The organism is Citrobacter sp. CtB7.12, assembly GCF_001297795.1.
Taxonomy (GTDB): Bacteria; Pseudomonadota; Gammaproteobacteria; order Enterobacterales; family Enterobacteriaceae; genus Citrobacter_A; species Citrobacter_A amalonaticus.
The window spans coordinates 1-15,993 of the sequence record NZ_LIFT01000001.1 but is presented as its reverse complement, the minus strand read 5'-3'; the positions used below and the strand labels follow the sequence as shown (position 1 = coordinate 15,993).

Below are 15,993 nucleotides of genomic sequence, written 5' to 3'. Positions count from 1 at the left end.
TAAGGAGACAGGAATGCGCGCATTGTATGATTCAAAAAGTAAAACCATCGACGATCGGGGAATGAAAACGCTGCTCGCTCAACCTGCGCGGGTCCAGTCCTGGCTGGATGTCGAAGCTGCCCTGGCGCTGTCACAGGCTGAATACGGGATGATTCCCACCCGTGCGGCAGAAAATATTGCCGCCAACTGTCGCGTCGATAAAATCGACCTGACAGAAATGGAACGCCTGCTCCGCGAGATAGGCCACGGCTTTGTCCCGGTGATCAAAGTACTGGTCAAAGCCTGCGACAGCGAAAGCGGGAAGTATGTGCACTATGGCGTCACCACCCAGAATATCCAGCAAACCGCACAGCTTTACCTGGCAAAGCAGTTCGATGACATCATGCAGGGCTTTGTGAACGATATTCTGCGCAACCTGGCGAAAATGGCATCCGATCATCAGGCCACCCTGATGCCAGGTCGCACCCACGGTAAGCATGCCTTACCGGTGACCTGGGGCTATAAAGCTGCCGTATGGATTGACGAACTGTTGAGCGCCCAACAGCGCATGCAGGAAGCAGAAAAACGCGTTTTCACGGTGATGATGGGGGGGGCTGTGGGGGCGTTTCACGCCACTGGCGAAACTGGACGTCGGGTGCAGGATCGCGTCGCACAACGGTTGGGAATGCACTCCATGGCGATCCCTTCGCGTAACTCCCGCGTTTATCGCACGGAATACATCAGCAATTTGTGCCTGCTCGCCACCACGCTGCATAAAATCGCCGAAGAGGTGTATCAGACTTCCAGCGAAGAGTTCGCTGAAGTCTCTGAAGCGTTTACCAAAGGAACGGTTGGCAGCAGCACTATGCCGCAAAAAGTGAACCCCAAACTGGCTAAAGGGATTATCGCCAACGCGCAAAAATTGTATTCCGTGCTCACTTCCTGCCTGTATGTCAGCCCTCGCCCATTTGAAGCAGACAGTTCAGCCTACTTTATCTTCGACGGAAATATTCAGGAAAGCATGGAGTTGATGGCGGAGATCGTGATGCGCGCGGAAGAGTTGACCCGTACGCTGGTGATTAATCCTGAACGTATGCGCCAGAACGTCCACTTAACCCATGGCTTGATCAATAGCGAAAAAATCATGATGCAACTGGTAGAGCGGTTAGGCAAAGACGCGGCGCACGAGCGCGTGTACCAGTTGGCGATGCGCAGCACCCACGAGGGATTGCCCTATGCCGACGTGCTGCGCGCCGACCCCCTGATTCGCCAGCATTTTAGCGATACAGAAATCGATGCCCTGCTCGATCCCGCCCACTACCTCGGTTTGTGTGCGGAGATCGCCGCCGAAACGGCATCGCGCGTATGGGAGAAAGAGGATGTCTGACCCCCTGCTCTCTCTGGCAAGCGACCGAATCATCACACCCGACGGGATACAACGCGGTTATCTGCATATCAAACAGGGACAGATTGTTGGCCTGGATAATTCTCCTCGCGGCCAGGTGGTTGATTACCAACATGCGATGCTGATGCCGGGTTTTGTCGATATCCACGTCCACGGTTGGGGAAGAGGTTCGTTTGCCTGGAAGGGGGAGCGTCACTCTTTACAGGCGATGAGCCGGGATCTGGTCAATGCCGGGGTCACCGCGTGGCTTGCTACGTCCGCCACTCAGCCGGACGCGTTCTTACTGGAGAGTCTGACCACGGCCGCCGACTGGATTGCGCACGCGAAAGCAGAAGACGGGGCTGAAGCCGTCGGCATTCACATGGAAGGACCGTTTATCAATGCCAAGTACAGCGGGATGCAGCGCAAGGAGTCTATTCAGCTCCCCAGCATTAAGGGCTTTGAATGCTATCAGCAGGCTGCACGGAGGCATATTCGCTTAATGACGCTGGCGCCAGAGTTGCCGGATGCGCTGCCGCTGATCCGTCATTTGCGCCGGACTGGCGTCACGGTATCCGCAGGGCATACCGACGCGACGTTTGACGAAACCACCCGGGCGATTGAAGCAGGGCTATGCCACTTTACCCACGCCTTCAGCGCCATGCGCGGATTACATCATCGTGAGCCAGGCGTTGTCGGCGCGCTAATGTACCACCAGGACACCTTCGCCGAAGTGGCAAAACAAAGCGGCATCACCCTACGCCCGGAAGTGTTCGATATTCTCTATCGTCTGAAAAAAGATCGTCGTCTGGTCATGGTCAGCGACTGTCTGGGATATGTGGATTTCCCGGAAGGGTTTGAATTTCACCATTACCTGCGTCAGGAGACGTTTCGTATTCGCCATCATCTTCTGGAAATTACCGATCGCCACGGCAATATCCGCACGGTCTCGCCTGATGACTGGGCGGACGTCTGCACACTGGAGATGAGCTTTCTGGATTCAGTGAAAAATGTGGTTGGTCGTCTGGAGAATAGTTGGGTTTCCGTAGCGCAGATTGCCTGCCTGAATCCGGCGATTCTCGCCGGTGTTGAACAGCGTAAGGGCAGCCTGACGCCCGGAAAAGATGCCGATATTCTTGTCCTTGATGAGGCGTTAGATCTTGAAGCCGTCTGGTGTCGCGGCGTCTTACAACCGCTGGCTAAATAAACACATCACCATAATGGCGTTCGAGGAAATCCCTGAGCGCCTCGGGACTCATACCCTGTACCTGCTGAACAAACTGCTCAGCCGGTATTTTTTTGCGCGCGGAGGCAAGTCCCCGCTCACGAAGCAACTGGAAGTCATCCTGCGTTAGCCAGAAGTTAACTTTGACGTAATCCAGTCCGGCATACCGCAAATGGCTTGAGATCTTATTGGTAAAGGTGATCAGCAGATCAAACTCACGTGACTGGAGCTGTTCAATCTCATTGATATTAATACATACCGGGATATCGATATGAAAACGTGAGGACAGGACCTCTTTGAAATACCCGACCTTACTTTCCGAAGAGTTCGTCACAATAATGACCCGCTTTTTCGGCTCACTCACTACCCGGTTTTTAAGCTCATATTTTTTCGTGATCAACACCAGTGTCGCCAGATGAATGGCGGAAAACGTCGTTTGCCAGCCTTTTTCAATCTCGCTCACCGCAGACTGAACGTCGTCCCAGAGTTCAGGGTAACGATTCTGGACGTTATGCAGTTTTTTATCATCAAACCAGAGATGAAATTTATTCTGGATGATGGCGGCATAGATAAAGTGATAAACCTCGGCAAACCAGGCATGCTGATTGTGAATGGTGTTGTTCAGGCTAGCGGCTAAACGTTCACAGGTCCGTTTCACATGCGCCACCAGGCTGGCGTCATATAAGGTGAAAGGGCGATACGTAAACGTCAGCGAAGCAATCAGGAGATCCAGACAGCGGTTTTCCTGCGGATTGGTCATGGCCTCAAAAGGGAACGTCGTCAAAAACGGCGTCGTCGTACTCTCTTTGATTACATGCCCTCGGCGGATACGATGTAACGCGAGGCTCAAATACACCAGCAGGTATTTCCGACCGTTGTAACCCAGCGTGTTAATCGGCCGGATAACGTCTTCATAGCAACGTGCAGCCTGGGTAATCTCCGAAGCACATTCACTCAGAAACTGATCGGCAATCGAACGACTGACGGGCTCATTCGCCTGATGGGCTATCAACTGGTGGTGTTTACCAATCTCAACGGTTTTGAGTATTAACATGCACACCGCCAGGCGCAACGAGAACTCATCGCCGACAAGCCGCGACCCGGTACGTGGGATGCTTTGTACCGTCAGGGCGTGTTCTTGCGCCAGACGCAACATCACGGGATTATCATTTTTGACCGTCCCCGCACTGACATAAAACTTTTTGTAGTACTCGTTTTTATTCACCACATCATGCAAACAGAGCGCCACGAGGAGATCCCTCACACGCTCTTCCGACGTAGTGATATAGCGATTAAAACGTATACGCGCTAAAAATTGCCGGTATTCGCTATAGCCAATCCGGGTCGTAATAAACTGATTATCCTGATGGAGCTGGACGTCTTCCGGCAAGAGTTCATTGAGCTCTTTCATGGTGCGTTTTAGCGTGGAGAGAGTCTTACCGAAACGCTGAACCGCCTCGTCAATCGACAGCGGGCTGTTATCCTGTAAATACTTCAGGAAAGAGAGATCAAAGTGATTCATGAACGCTCGCCAGTGGATAATGCAAGATGCAGGATAACGGAAATCCAGGACTAAAACCGTGACCTGTTGCGTGTCACGGCGGGTTAGATCACAACCCCAGCACCGTGCCGACCAGCAACCACAGGTTCAACGCCACCACCAGCACCACAATCATCCAGCCAGTCTGTTTAACCCAGCGGGTATTCACCAGATCGCCCATCAGTTTGCTGTCGCTGGTAAATATCAGCAGCGGCACCAGCGCCAGTGCAATACCAAAGCTTAACAGCACCTGGCTCATCACCAGAATCCGCGTCGGATCAAGGCCAATCAGAATCACGATAAAGGACGGCATCATGGTGATGGTACGCCGCACCCATAAGGGGATATGAAAGCGGACAAACCCCTGCATCACGACCTGCCCCGCCAGCGTACCAACCACCGTTGACGACAACCCCGCCGCCACCAGGCTCAGTCCGAAGACCGTTGCCGCCGCGTGACTTAATAACGGCTCCAGCGTCAGATAAGCCTGATCCAGATCGGCAACACCGGTGTGACCACTGAAGTGAAACGCGGCGGCGGCAGTCGCCATCATCGCCAGATTGACGAACCCCGCAATGGTCATGGCGATAGTTACATCCCATTTTGTCGCCGCATAGCGCTGCTGACGCGTGCCGCCATGCAGGTGCTGTGTTAACGAAGAGTGCAGGTAGATTACATGTGGCATGATGGTAGCGCCCAGCACCCCGGCGGCCAGAAATACCGCTTCAGAGTTGGGCAAGTCAGGGATTATCATGCCTTTACTCAACTGTGCAAAGTTGGGTTGGGAAAAGATCAGTTCAACGATATAAGCCATGGCGACAAACAGCAGCAGGCCGCCGATCACTTTTTCCAGCGGTTTTTGTCCACGCCGCTGGAGCATCAGGATCAGAAAGGTGGCGATCCCGGTCAGCACCGCCCCCTGCAATAACGAAACGCCGAGGATCAGTTTGAATCCTATCGCCGCCCCGATGAATTCCGCGAGATCGGTCGCCATCGCGATAATCTCCGCCTGCACCCAATAGAACCAGACTACCGGCCGCGGATAGTGATCGCGAATTTGTTCAGCCAGATTTTTACCCGTCGCAATACCCAGTTTCGCAGACAAGACCTGAATCAGCATCGCCATCAGGTTTGCCCAGACCACCACCCACAGCAGTTTATAACCAAAGCTGGCACCGGCCTGAATGTTGGTCGCAAAATTGCCCGGGTCGATATAGCCGATAGCCGCGACAAACGCAGGTCCCATTAATGTGAGCCTTAACTTGCGCGCTGCTCTTCCACTGCTACTCTCAACGCGATCGTTTGTCATCTTCTGCCTCGGAAACATAGCCTTTGCTATGTTTTATAGTATGCCTGATGAGAATGGTTATCAAGTGCATGTAAAAAAGGTAACCTTGATTTCTCTAATAGGCGGGAACGATAAAAGTGTGGGTACAGGAATGCGCGTGGCATGTTTAATAATTGTTATTATATTAGCACAATAACTTAACTATTTACTTTCGCATTAGACATAACAGAAGTGTATGCCGGATCACTATTTTTGAATCTCGTCACAGGTCCTGATTATAGTGTGTGTTAGATCTCGTTTTCTTTGTACACGTTGCATAGAATGTGCACGAAAACTTAACCTGCCTCATATTTGGAGCAAATATGGACCGCGTCCTTCATTTTGTCCTGGCACTTGCCGTTGTTGCGATCCTCGCATTGCTGGTAAGCAGTGACCGTAAAAAAATTCGCATTCGTTATGTCGTTCAACTGCTTGTTATCGAAGTGTTACTGGCGTGGTTCTTCCTGAACTCTGACGTCGGCCTCGGCTTCGTGAGAGGCTTCTCCGAAATGTTTGAAAAACTGCTCGGATTCGCTAATGAAGGGACGAACTTCGTCTTTGGCAGCATGAACGATAAAGGGTTGGCCTTCTTCTTCCTGAAAGTTCTCTGCCCTATCGTCTTCATTTCAGCGTTGATCGGTATTCTGCAACATATTCGCGTGTTGCCGATTATCATCCGTGCCATTGGTTTCCTGTTATCCAAAGTCAACGGCATGGGCAAACTGGAATCCTTCAACGCCGTCAGCTCGCTGATCCTCGGTCAGTCTGAGAACTTTATCGCGTATAAAGATATTCTCGGCAAAATGTCCCGCAACCGTATGTACACCATGGCCGCGACAGCAATGTCCACCGTTTCCATGTCTATCGTCGGTGCGTACATGACCATGCTGGAACCTAAATACGTGGTTGCGGCGCTGGTTCTGAACATGTTCAGCACCTTTATCGTGCTGTCGCTGATCAACCCGTACCGCGTTGATGCCAGCGAAGAAAATATCCAGATGTCCAACCTGCACGAAGGCCAGAGCTTCTTCGAAATGCTGGGTGAATACATTCTGGCGGGCTTTAAAGTTGCGATTATCGTTGCCGCCATGCTGATCGGCTTTATCGCCCTGATCGCCGCGCTGAACGCCCTGTTCGCCACCGTCACCGGTTGGTTCGGCTACAGCATCTCCTTCCAGGGCATCCTGGGCTACATTTTCTACCCGATTGCCTGGGTGATGGGTGTGCCGTCCAGCGAAGCGTTGCAGGTAGGCAGTATCATGGCGACCAAACTGGTTTCCAACGAATTCGTTGCAATGATGGATCTGCAGAAAATCGCCGCCACGCTCTCTCCGCGCGCGGAAGGTATCCTTTCTGTATTCCTGGTCTCCTTCGCCAACTTCTCTTCTATCGGTATCATCGCAGGCGCGATTAAAGGCCTGAATGAAGAGCAAGGTAACGTCGTATCCCGTTTCGGTCTGAAACTGGTTTACGGCTCTACGCTGGTGAGCGTCTTGTCTGCCTCTATCGCCGCACTGGTTCTGTAAGACAGCACTGACACAAAAAACGGGGAGCGCATCCCCGTTTTTTTATACCTGTGATTCCCCTAACGGCCTCGGTCGTCCAATCAGATATCCTTGCAGGTAGTTCACGCCCAGGCTTAACAGCAGCTCCCGCTGCGCAGGTGTTTCCACGTATTCCGCCACTACGCTTAACGACTTCGCCTTTGCCAGATCGGTTATCGACTTCACAATCATCGCGTCCAGTGAATCTGTCAGAATATCTTTTACAAACACGCCGTCGATTTTGATGATGTCAGCCTGCAAACGCTTCAGGCGCTCGTAATTGGCATACCCGGTACCAAAATCGTCAATCGCAATCCGGAAGCCGAATTTATGCAACTGTTCAAGGTTCTGCATGCTGGTTTCCGAATTGGAAAATGCCTGCTCTTCGGTGATCTCAATGATCACCGTTTCCGGGGCGATACCATAGCGGGTGAACAGGCGAATAATGCGCGGCGCCGTCTCTTTTTGCAGCAGGGTCAGCGGCATGAGATTCACCGAGAAAAGCGGTCCCGCCTCGCCAGAAGGATGCGCAGATAGCCAGTTCAGCAAGGCTTCCACCACCTGCAAATCAAAACGGGCGCTGAGGTTAAATTGCGCGATCAGCGGGATGAACTGATCCGGCGTCATGATACCTTCATCGCTTTTCAGCCGCGCAAGAATCTCGTCGTACCCTTTGCCGTGAGCGTCGCGGATAGGCTGCGCATAAAGCAGGAGATCGCCGTTATCGAGCGCTTTACGAATTTTATTGAGCAGCAGCACCCGTTCGGTCGTCTGGCCCGTCGCGACTTCCTGGCTATGCGTCAGCGCCAGTACCCGGTGATTGGCGCAGGATTGTTCCGCCAGCCAGCTTAACTGACCCAACAGCGGTTGCAGCGTCTCCTGTTTCCCATCCCATTGCCCCCAGGATGCGCCGTAGCCCATGTCCAGCCCGGTGTTGTTCCAGTAAATTTTACGACTGTTCAACAGGTCGAGCATATGTTGCAGACGGGCGTCCATTTCCGGCCCGTTAAGCACCAGTAATAATTCACTCCCCGGCAACTGAAAGATTTTTTCATTCTCAAGCATCAACGGTTGCAGCATACGGTGCACCGTGCGTTTGCTGTGCACGCGCATTAACATGCCGTAGTGACGGCTCAGAAACTCCAGATTCTCCAGTCGCAGACAGCAGACGCTCTGCCCTGACTCTTTTTTCAGGAACTGCTCCAGCGCACGCAGATTCGGTAAACGAGTTAAGGGGTCGGTAAGCGCTTGCATATGCCAGCGGCGATTAAGCCATTCACTGCGCTGAAAGATGCGCATCATATACATCAGGCAGATACTGAACGAAACAAGAACCGACAGGATAAACGCCAGCGAATACTCCGACCCCACGCCTTGTAAGAAATTGCGGTTATAGGTCAACAAGAACAGCGTGCTAATCGCCCAGCTTAGATTAATAAACGGATAGGTGAGTTTACCCACGCCGGTGGTAAAAATAATGAAGAAGACCGGCACCAGATACCCTGCAATGTATCCGCTCTCCAGGGGAGAACACATAATGACAAGAAGGGCCGAAATACAGGCCAGCCAACTGACGGTAAATAAGCGCTTTTCTTTATCGAAACACGGGGCAATGTCTCTGCGCCAGAACGTTCGGGCATACCGTGGATTCACAATCATCCGTAGCGGATAATAAAACAGCAAGGTGAAGATCAGCGCCGCCGAGATCAGACTCAGAATATCGACAATCGTGAAGATGGCTGCCGCAGCACCAAAGAATGTCGACACCGCGACCGGGAAGTCGAGATAATGCCCGGCGAGATACATGCTGATCTTCATCCCGACAGGAGCCACAAAGCCAAACCAAATCACCCTGCGCCAGATATTGCGATCGGGCAAGCCGTAACGCCAGCGCGGTCCAATATGCCAGCGAACAAGCGCGCTCGTTCCTAGTACGGCAAACATCTGACAAAAGAGCAACACGATACCTTGCGCAAACGGCAGATGAAGATTCCAGTGATTGGTCAGGTATAACGCCAGCACAATGGGCAGAACAGCGCGTCGACCAAACAGCAGCAGCATCGACAGCAGAACGCACAGCGGTAGCCACGAAAGATAGATATCGCTGGAGTCCACTATGGTCCGCGGGGAAATCAAACGTGAAAACTGGATGGCTGCGATGGAGAGTACGATCGCAAGAGCGAATATTCTTATATTATTTATCAGGTTACGCTTGGGTGGCATGAATTAACTGCTCTCACGGAACGAACTATTTGTCACATAAATGATAAGTTTATTCGCACCGCGAAGCAAACCTATACCCGCCAGATAAATCCACCGAATTTGTGAGCACAGATTCTGGCTTAATAGAAACTGTATTACAAAAATGAAAGGCGCGCAGAGATAAAAAAACCCCCGCTTCACAGCGAGGGTTCTGAATTTGGTGGAGCTAAGCGGGATCGAACCGCTGACCTCTTGCATGCCATGCAAGCGCTCTCCCAGCTGAGCTATAGCCCCACGATGCGTTTACGTACCAAAAATTGTTGGGTTCAATTTTTGGTGGAGCTAAGCGGGATCGAACCGCTGACCTCTTGCATGCCATGCAAGCGCTCTCCCAGCTGAGCTATAGCCCCATTACGTAAAGCTTGTCGAGTTGACGGGCGGCATCATATGAATTCCCTTCGCATGTGTCAACGGCAAATTGAAAGCGCCGATTCTAATCGCTGAAAAAGCAGACAAATGAAGAACAATGCGCAACAACTCGCATTCAGTAGTTAAACACGTCACGGTTTCCACTAAAATGGTGCTATAAAATGAACCACTAATTAACCACACGACTATTCAGGGAATCGTTATGTTCAAGGAACGGATGACGCCAGAAGAACTCGCGAATCTGACGGGTTACAGCCGACAGACTATTAATAAATGGGTGCGAAAAGAAGGTTGGGCGACATCACCAAAACCAGGCGTTCAGGGCGGTAAAGCGCGACTGGTGCATGTTAACGAACAGGTTCGTGAATATATCCGCAGCGCAGAACGCTCAGCGGAAGGATTGTCTGACACCTTCTCACCCCCTGGCGATGCCTCGTTGGAAGCACTCCTGATCAAGCTGGTGAAAGAGATGACGCCTGCCGAACAAAAACACTTTACCTCTTTGCTACTGCGGGAAGGGATTACCGGTTTATTACAACGCTTAGGGATCCGCGACAGCAAATAATATGAAAAGATTACGCAGCAAAATGACCACCGAAGAACTGGCAGATTGCCTCGGTGTCGCTAAGCAAACCGTGAATCGTTGGATACGTGAACAAAAATGGGAAACGGAAAAATTTCCAGGTGTTAAAGGTGGTCGGGCAAGACTCGTTCATATCGATACACGCGTGCGGGAGTTTATTTTGAACATCCCGGCGTTTCGTAACCATTCTGCATTTTATCAGGCTGAAGAGCCGCTGGCCGAGTACAATCCCGTCGTACGCAGTCATGCCTATAGGCAAATTATTGATGCCGTGGAAAATATGTCCGCTGCGGAACAGGAAAAGTTAGCGCTATTCCTTTCACGTGAAGGTATCCGTGGTTTCCTTACACGCCTGGGTCTGAACGATTCTGAGTAATGCAAAGAAAAACGGCAGAGTCTCCCCTGCCGTTTCATTAATGCGGCGATCGCTTACTGTTGCGCTTCACGCTCCGCAATAAAAGCCAGAGCTTTATTGATGCGCTCAATGCTGCGAGTTTTTCCAATCGCGTGCACCGTTACGTCTAAGCCAGGAGACTGACCCGCACCGGTTACCGCCACACGTAACGGCATACCGACTTTACCCATCCCCACTTCCAGCTCATCAGCAGTAGCCTGAATCGCGTGATGCACGTTTTCAGCCGTCCACTCGGTAATGGCTGCCAGTTTGTCACGCACCACTTCCAGCGGCTGACGCGCCACCGGACGCAGGTGTTTCTTCGCGGCATCGGCATCAAACTCGGCAAAATCTTCGTAGAAGTAACGGCAGCTCTGCGCCATCTCTTTCAGTGTTTTGCAACGCTCGCCCAGCAGTTTCACCAGTTCAACCAACTCCGGGCCGTTACGGGTATCGATGTTTTCCTGCTCGATGTGCCACTGCAGATGCGTTGCCACATACTCCGGCGCCAGCGAGTTAATGTAGTGATGGTTCAGCCACTGCAGTTTTTCCGTATTGAACGCACTGGCGGATTTGCTGACCGCTCCAAGGGAGAACAGCTTGATCATCTCTTCACGGGTGAAGATCTCCTGATCGCCGCTGGACCAGCCCAAACGCACCAGGTAGTTCAGCAGCGCTTCCGGCAGATAGCCGTCATCACGATACTGCATCACACTCACCGCGCCGTGACGTTTGGACAGTTTTTTACCGTCGTCGCCGTTGATCATAGAGACGTGGGCGTACACCGGCACCGGCGCGTTCAGCGCTTTCAGAATGTTGATCTGGCGCGGGGTATTGTTGATATGGTCTTCACCACGAATGACGTGGGTGATCTCCATATCCCAGTCGTCCACCACTACACAAAAGTTATAGGTTGGGGAACCGTCGGTGCGGCGGATGATCAGATCGTCCAGCTCCTGATTGCTGAATTCGATCGGGCCACGGATCTGGTCGTCAAAAATGACAGAGCCGTCCTGCGGGTTGGCAAAACGGACAACGCAAGGCTCATCATCAGCGTGATGTTCATGACCATGACGGCAACGACCGTCGTAGCGCGGCTTTTCACCCTTCGCCATCTGCTCTTCACGCAGTGCGTCCAGGCGTTCTTTGGAGCAGTAACATTTATAGGCCGTGCCCGCTTCCAGCATCTCATCAATCACTGCGTTATAACGATCGAAACGTTTAGTCTGGAAGTACGGACCTTCGTCCCATTCCAGGCTCAGCCAGTTCATACCGTCCATAATGGCTTCGATAGCTTCCGGCGTGGAACGTTCGAGATCGGTGTCTTCAATACGCAGCACAAACTCACCGCCGTGATTACGTGCAAAAAGCCAGGAATAGAGAGCAGTACGCGCACCACCGACGTGCAGATAGCCTGTCGGGCTTGGCGCGAAGCGAGTTTTGATTTTCATGAAATGGCCTTACGTTTATAAAGATGCCGACAACCGGCAAATCCGGGAAAAATGGAATGGCCGATATTCTATCACTGTGAAGTAAATCCTCAATGTTGTTACCGGGTAAACGCCGTACAGAACCCTTTTTGTTTAGAAATCATGCGCCAGAGACCGTTTCACGATCGTTTTGCTTAAAATTACGACGAACAAACAATTTCTTTAGAAAATGCGTTGACTCATTTTCAACTCTCCCTATAATGCGACTCCACACAGCGGGGGTGATTAGCTCAGCTGGGAGAGCACCTCCCTTACAAGGAGGGGGTCGGCGGTTCGATCCCGTCATCACCCACCAACTACTTTATGTAGTCTCCGCCGTGTAGATAAGAAATTGAGAAGTGGGTGATTAGCTCAGCTGGGAGAGCACCTCCCTTACAAGGAGGGGGTCGGCGGTTCGATCCCGTCATCACCCACCACTTTCTCGCCAGCTAAATTTCTTATTGTGAAGTACCGAAGTGGGTGATTAGCTCAGCTGGGAGAGCACCTCCCTTACAAGGAGGGGGTCGGCGGTTCGATCCCGTCATCACCCACCACTTCGGGTCGTTAGCTCAGTTGGTAGAGCAGTTGACTTTTAATCAATTGGTCGCAGGTTCGAATCCTGCACGACCCACCAATGTAGAAAGGCGCCCTAAAGGCGCCTTTTTGCTATGCGCAGAATGTAACGATTCGAACCTGCTGCAGGTTCGGGTCTCACGCAGTGAGACAACGGAGCCGCTGGCGGCGACGGCCCGAAGGGCGAGCAAAGCGAGTCATCCTGCACGACCCACCAATGTAGAAAGGCGCCCTAAAGGCGCCTTTTTGCTATGTACTGTTTGTCAGATTCGAGCCTGTACCGAGTCTGGGGAATTTCATGCCAAATCAAGCACGCTGTAAATATTAAAAATAATATAAATTCAGAATAAAAATAAATAGCGCAAAATATAGCCCGTTTCGGGAAAATACTTTCCCCGCCTGTCCATTCCATTGATATCCATCAAAAAAAACAGCCCTGAAAGAGAGTATTCCGTTTCATACAATAACAGTAGTTATTATTCCGTTCGGTATTGTGTCGTCAGGTTCGCTTTATCCTCCGCCGCACTATCGGTTCCCGCAGGATACTTTTATCTGCATCAGGGGAGGTCGTTGTGTCTTTGAAAGGACTGCGTTTTACGCTGGACGTGGACGGGCTGGGGCAAAAAACCTTCGCCGTGGTGAATTTTGTGTTAAGGCAGCGCCACTCATTTCCGTTTGTGCTGGATATTGATGTTGCCAGCGATTCTTTCGGAGAGACCGCAGAAAAGCTACTGGAGAAAAATGCCACTCTGACCATCTGGGAAGGCAATACCCCTCAACGCTATGTCAGCGGTATCGTTACCCGTTTTGGGATGAAAGAGTACAACGGCTGGCAGATGTGCTACTGCCTGACTATCACTCCGCCCCTCTGGCGCAGCGGGCTGCGACAGAATTTTCGCATCTTCCAGCAACAGGACATTCAGACCATTTCCGCCACCTTGTTGGAGGAGAACGGCATTACTGACTGGAAGCCCTGGTTTTATGAAGACCACCCGGCGCGAGAATTCTGCGTTCAGTATGGTGAGACGGACCTTACGTTTCTTACCAGGCTGTGGTCAGAGGAAGGTATTTTCTTTTTTGATCGTTTTGCTGCTGACAGCCCGGCGCAGACACTGACGCTATGCGATAACGTTGCCGGATTATCCGATGCCGGTGAACTGCCATTCAATCCAAACTGTTCATTAGAAATTACCATTCCGAGTGTCAGTACCTTCAGTTACCAGGCTCAAATCCGCCCCTATTCCGTAGAAACTCAGGACTACACCTTTAAAATGCCGCAGTGGCCCGGGTATTACGGACATTCTGGTGAAAATCTGAACGGACAGAGGAAGCAGTATGAAGTCTTTGACTGGCCGGGGCGTTTTAAGGATGAACAACACGGGCAGGATTTCGCCCGCTACCAGATAGAGGGCTGGCGTAACAATGCGGAAACCGCCGCCTGTATCAGCAACTCTCCCCTACTGTGGCCGGGCACAACCTTCTCACTTACCGGGCATCCGGTAAACACGCTTAACCAAAAGTGGCAGGTTGTCAGCAGCGTTCTGACGGGAAAACAGCCACAGGCGATGAAAGGCGGACAGGGTATGGGCACCACGCTGAATAATCAGTTTGAAGTGATCCCCGCCGACAGAACCTGGCGACCGCAGCCGTTGATAAAGCCAAAAGTGGATGGTCCACAAAGTGCCATTGTCACTGGGCCGTCGGGCGAAGAAATCTTCTGCGATGAGCATGGTCGTGTGCGGGTGCGCTTTCACTGGGACCGTTATCATAAAAGCAATGAGGACAGTTCCTGCTGGATACGGGTGTCGCAGGCGTGGGCGGGTGCCGGGTTCGGCAATCTGGCCATTCCGCGCGTGGGTCAGGAGGTCATCGTGGACTTTCTCAATGGCGACCCCGACCAGCCCATCATTATGGGCCGTACCTATCACGACGATAACCGCTCCCCGGGCAGCCTACCCGGCACGAAAACACAGATGATCATTCGCTCAAAAACCTATAAGGGCGGCGGGTTTAATGAACTGCGTTTTGAGGATGCGACCGGGCAGGAGCAGGTGTATATCCATGCGCAGAAAGACATGGACACCGATGTACTGAATAACCGCACCACTGACGTGACGGCAAACCACCGGGAAACGATCGGCGGTAATCAGCTTATCACCGTGAAGCAAAACCAGATACAGACAGTGGTGCAGAACCAGAAAGAGACCGTGGGCCAGAATCAGAGTGTCACCGTGGGCATGAATCAGGCGGAAACGGTGGGGATTGTCCGCGCCCTGAGCGTGGGGGTGGCATACCAGACTACGGTGGGTGGGGTGATGAACACCTCGGTGGCGCTGATGCAGTCCTCACAGGTCGGTATTCAGAAATCCCTGCTAGTTGGCAAAGGGTATGACGTCAGCGTGGGGGAAAACGTCAACTTCACGGTAGGCAAAACCCAGACAGAAAGCGCCGGAAAGGTGGCGGTGTACTCTGCCGGAGAACATCTGGAGTTGCGTTGTGGACAGGCGCGGCTGGTGCTGACGCAGGACGGCAAAATCTTCCTTAACGGCACGGATATTAATCTTCAGGGCGTGCAAACACTCAGTGGCGACGCGCTGATGATTAACTGGAACTGCGGCGCAGCGGAAGCCCCGCCGAAGGTGCCGGAAGAAAGCAGCAGTCAGCCGCCGGATATGCGTAAGTACTGAGTCAACGGCTGCGCATTTGCGTTTATGTAAAACGATAACAGTACATTCAGCATTTCAGAAGGATTTGTCTATGAGCGGAAAACCAGCGGCGCGTCAGGGCGACGGCACCATGAAGGGTGGCCTGATAATCCAGGGCTCAGCGGGTGTGATGATTGGCGCACCCACCGGTGTGGCCTGTTCGGTCTGCCCGGGAGGGATGACTTCCGGTAACCCGGTCAATCCGTTGCTGGGTGCAAAGGTGCTGCCCGGCGAAACCGATTTCGCCCTGCCCGGCCCGTTGCCGTTTGTGCTCTCGAGGACTTACAACAGCTACCGGACGAAAACGCCTGCACCGGTGGGTATTTTTGGCCCCGGGTGGAAAGCGCCCTTCGATATCCGCTTACAAATCCACGATAACGAACTGATCATTAACGATAACGGCGGCAGAAGCATCCACTTTGAGCCGCTGTTTCCCGGTGAAACGGCCTTCAGCCGCAGCGAATCGCTCTGGCTGGCGCGGGGCGGCGTGCCGGCGCTGCATGAAAGCAATCCGCTGCACACACTGTGGCAGTCGTTGCCGGAAGACATTCGCACCAGTCCACACGTGTATCTGGCAACCAACAGCGTTCAGGGACCGTGGTGGATCCTGGGCTGGTCTGCGCGCGTACCGGGAGCGGA

The 15,993-nt window shown here is 52.4% G+C and carries 11 protein-coding genes, 6 tRNA genes and 1 other RNA gene; 12 read left to right on the top strand and 6 right to left on the bottom strand.

Annotation, left to right across the window (positions count from 1 at the left end; genetic code table 11):
* Positions 1-13: 13 nt before the first annotated feature.
* Complete coding sequence (locus AOY24_RS00085; protein WP_044258406.1) at positions 14-1,366, top strand: adenylosuccinate lyase family protein; 1,353 nt, start codon at positions 14-16, stop codon at positions 1,364-1,366.
* Positions 1,359-2,570 (top strand): N-acetylglucosamine-6-phosphate deacetylase, encoded by a 1,212-nt coding sequence (locus AOY24_RS00080; protein ID WP_054175930.1) that lies wholly within the window; start codon positions 1,359-1,361, stop codon positions 2,568-2,570. The genes AOY24_RS00085 and AOY24_RS00080 overlap by 8 nt, the downstream gene beginning before the upstream one ends.
* On the opposite strand, the gene AOY24_RS00075 is transcribed toward AOY24_RS00080, so the two are convergent.
* Positions 2,563-4,110 carry a hypothetical protein gene (locus AOY24_RS00075; RefSeq protein WP_054175929.1) on the bottom strand — a complete coding sequence of 516 codons (1,548 nt, stop codon included), beginning with the start codon at positions 4,108-4,110 and terminating at the stop codon, positions 2,563-2,565. The genes AOY24_RS00080 and AOY24_RS00075 overlap by 8 nt on opposite strands.
* 88 nt (positions 4,111-4,198) lie before the next feature.
* Positions 4,199-5,437 (bottom strand): Nramp family divalent metal transporter, encoded by a 1,239-nt coding sequence (locus AOY24_RS00070; protein WP_054175928.1) that lies wholly within the window; start codon positions 5,435-5,437, stop codon positions 4,199-4,201.
* Positions 5,438-5,778: 341 nt separating this feature from the next.
* On the opposite strand from AOY24_RS00070, the gene nupC reads away from it, so the two are divergent.
* On the top strand, positions 5,779-6,981 hold the full coding sequence (nupC, locus tag AOY24_RS00065) for a nucleoside permease NupC (RefSeq protein WP_042999925.1): 1,203 nt from the start codon (positions 5,779-5,781) through the stop codon (positions 6,979-6,981).
* Positions 6,982-7,023: 42 nt separating this feature from the next.
* Here nupC and AOY24_RS00060 read toward each other — a convergent pair whose 3' ends face one another.
* From AOY24_RS00060 to AOY24_RS00050, 3 genes are all read right to left on the bottom strand, one after another.
* On the bottom strand, positions 7,024-9,222 hold the full coding sequence (locus tag AOY24_RS00060; protein WP_054175927.1) for a sensor domain-containing phosphodiesterase: 2,199 nt from the start codon (positions 9,220-9,222) through the stop codon (positions 7,024-7,026).
* Positions 9,223-9,419: 197 nt separating this feature from the next.
* A tRNA-Ala gene (locus AOY24_RS00055) sits at positions 9,420-9,495 on the bottom strand.
* Between the two features lie 40 nt (positions 9,496-9,535).
* Positions 9,536-9,611, bottom strand: a tRNA-Ala gene (locus AOY24_RS00050).
* 221 nt (positions 9,612-9,832) lie between these two features.
* On the opposite strand from AOY24_RS00050, the gene AOY24_RS00045 reads away from it, so the two are divergent.
* Positions 9,833-10,195, top strand: coding sequence for a YfeC-like transcriptional regulator (locus tag AOY24_RS00045; protein WP_042999923.1), 363 nt, complete (start codon positions 9,833-9,835; stop codon positions 10,193-10,195).
* 1 nt (position 10,196) lies between these two features.
* Positions 10,197-10,589, top strand: coding sequence for a YfeC-like transcriptional regulator (locus AOY24_RS00040; RefSeq protein WP_042999922.1), 393 nt, complete (start codon positions 10,197-10,199; stop codon positions 10,587-10,589).
* Positions 10,590-10,642: 53 nt separating this feature from the next.
* Here the strand turns inward: AOY24_RS00040 and gltX are convergent, their stop codons facing one another.
* Positions 10,643-12,058 carry a glutamate--tRNA ligase gene (gene gltX, locus AOY24_RS00035; protein ID WP_042999921.1) on the bottom strand — a complete coding sequence of 472 codons (1,416 nt, stop codon included), beginning with the start codon at positions 12,056-12,058 and terminating at the stop codon, positions 10,643-10,645.
* A gap of 258 nt (positions 12,059-12,316) precedes the next feature.
* Between gltX and AOY24_RS00030 the strand changes: the two genes are divergently transcribed.
* The 7 genes from AOY24_RS00030 to AOY24_RS00005 form a co-directional block, all read left to right on the top strand.
* Positions 12,317-12,392, top strand: a tRNA-Val gene (locus AOY24_RS00030).
* Between the two features lie 45 nt (positions 12,393-12,437).
* Positions 12,438-12,513 (top strand) — tRNA-Val (locus AOY24_RS00025).
* 41 nt (positions 12,514-12,554) lie between these two features.
* Positions 12,555-12,630: transfer RNA gene (locus tag AOY24_RS00020), tRNA-Val, on the top strand.
* A gap of 4 nt (positions 12,631-12,634) precedes the next feature.
* Positions 12,635-12,710, top strand: a tRNA-Lys gene (locus tag AOY24_RS00015).
* A gap of 22 nt (positions 12,711-12,732) precedes the next feature.
* A non-coding RNA gene (locus AOY24_RS23320) (RtT sRNA) lies at positions 12,733-12,866 on the top strand.
* Positions 12,867-13,221: 355 nt separating this feature from the next.
* Positions 13,222-15,336, top strand: coding sequence for a type VI secretion system Vgr family protein (locus AOY24_RS00010; protein ID WP_054175926.1), 2,115 nt, complete (start codon positions 13,222-13,224; stop codon positions 15,334-15,336).
* A 70-nt stretch (positions 15,337-15,406) separates the two neighbouring features.
* On the top strand, positions 15,407-15,993 hold a 587-nt coding region (locus AOY24_RS00005), incomplete at its 3' end, for a DUF6531 domain-containing protein (protein ID WP_235507511.1).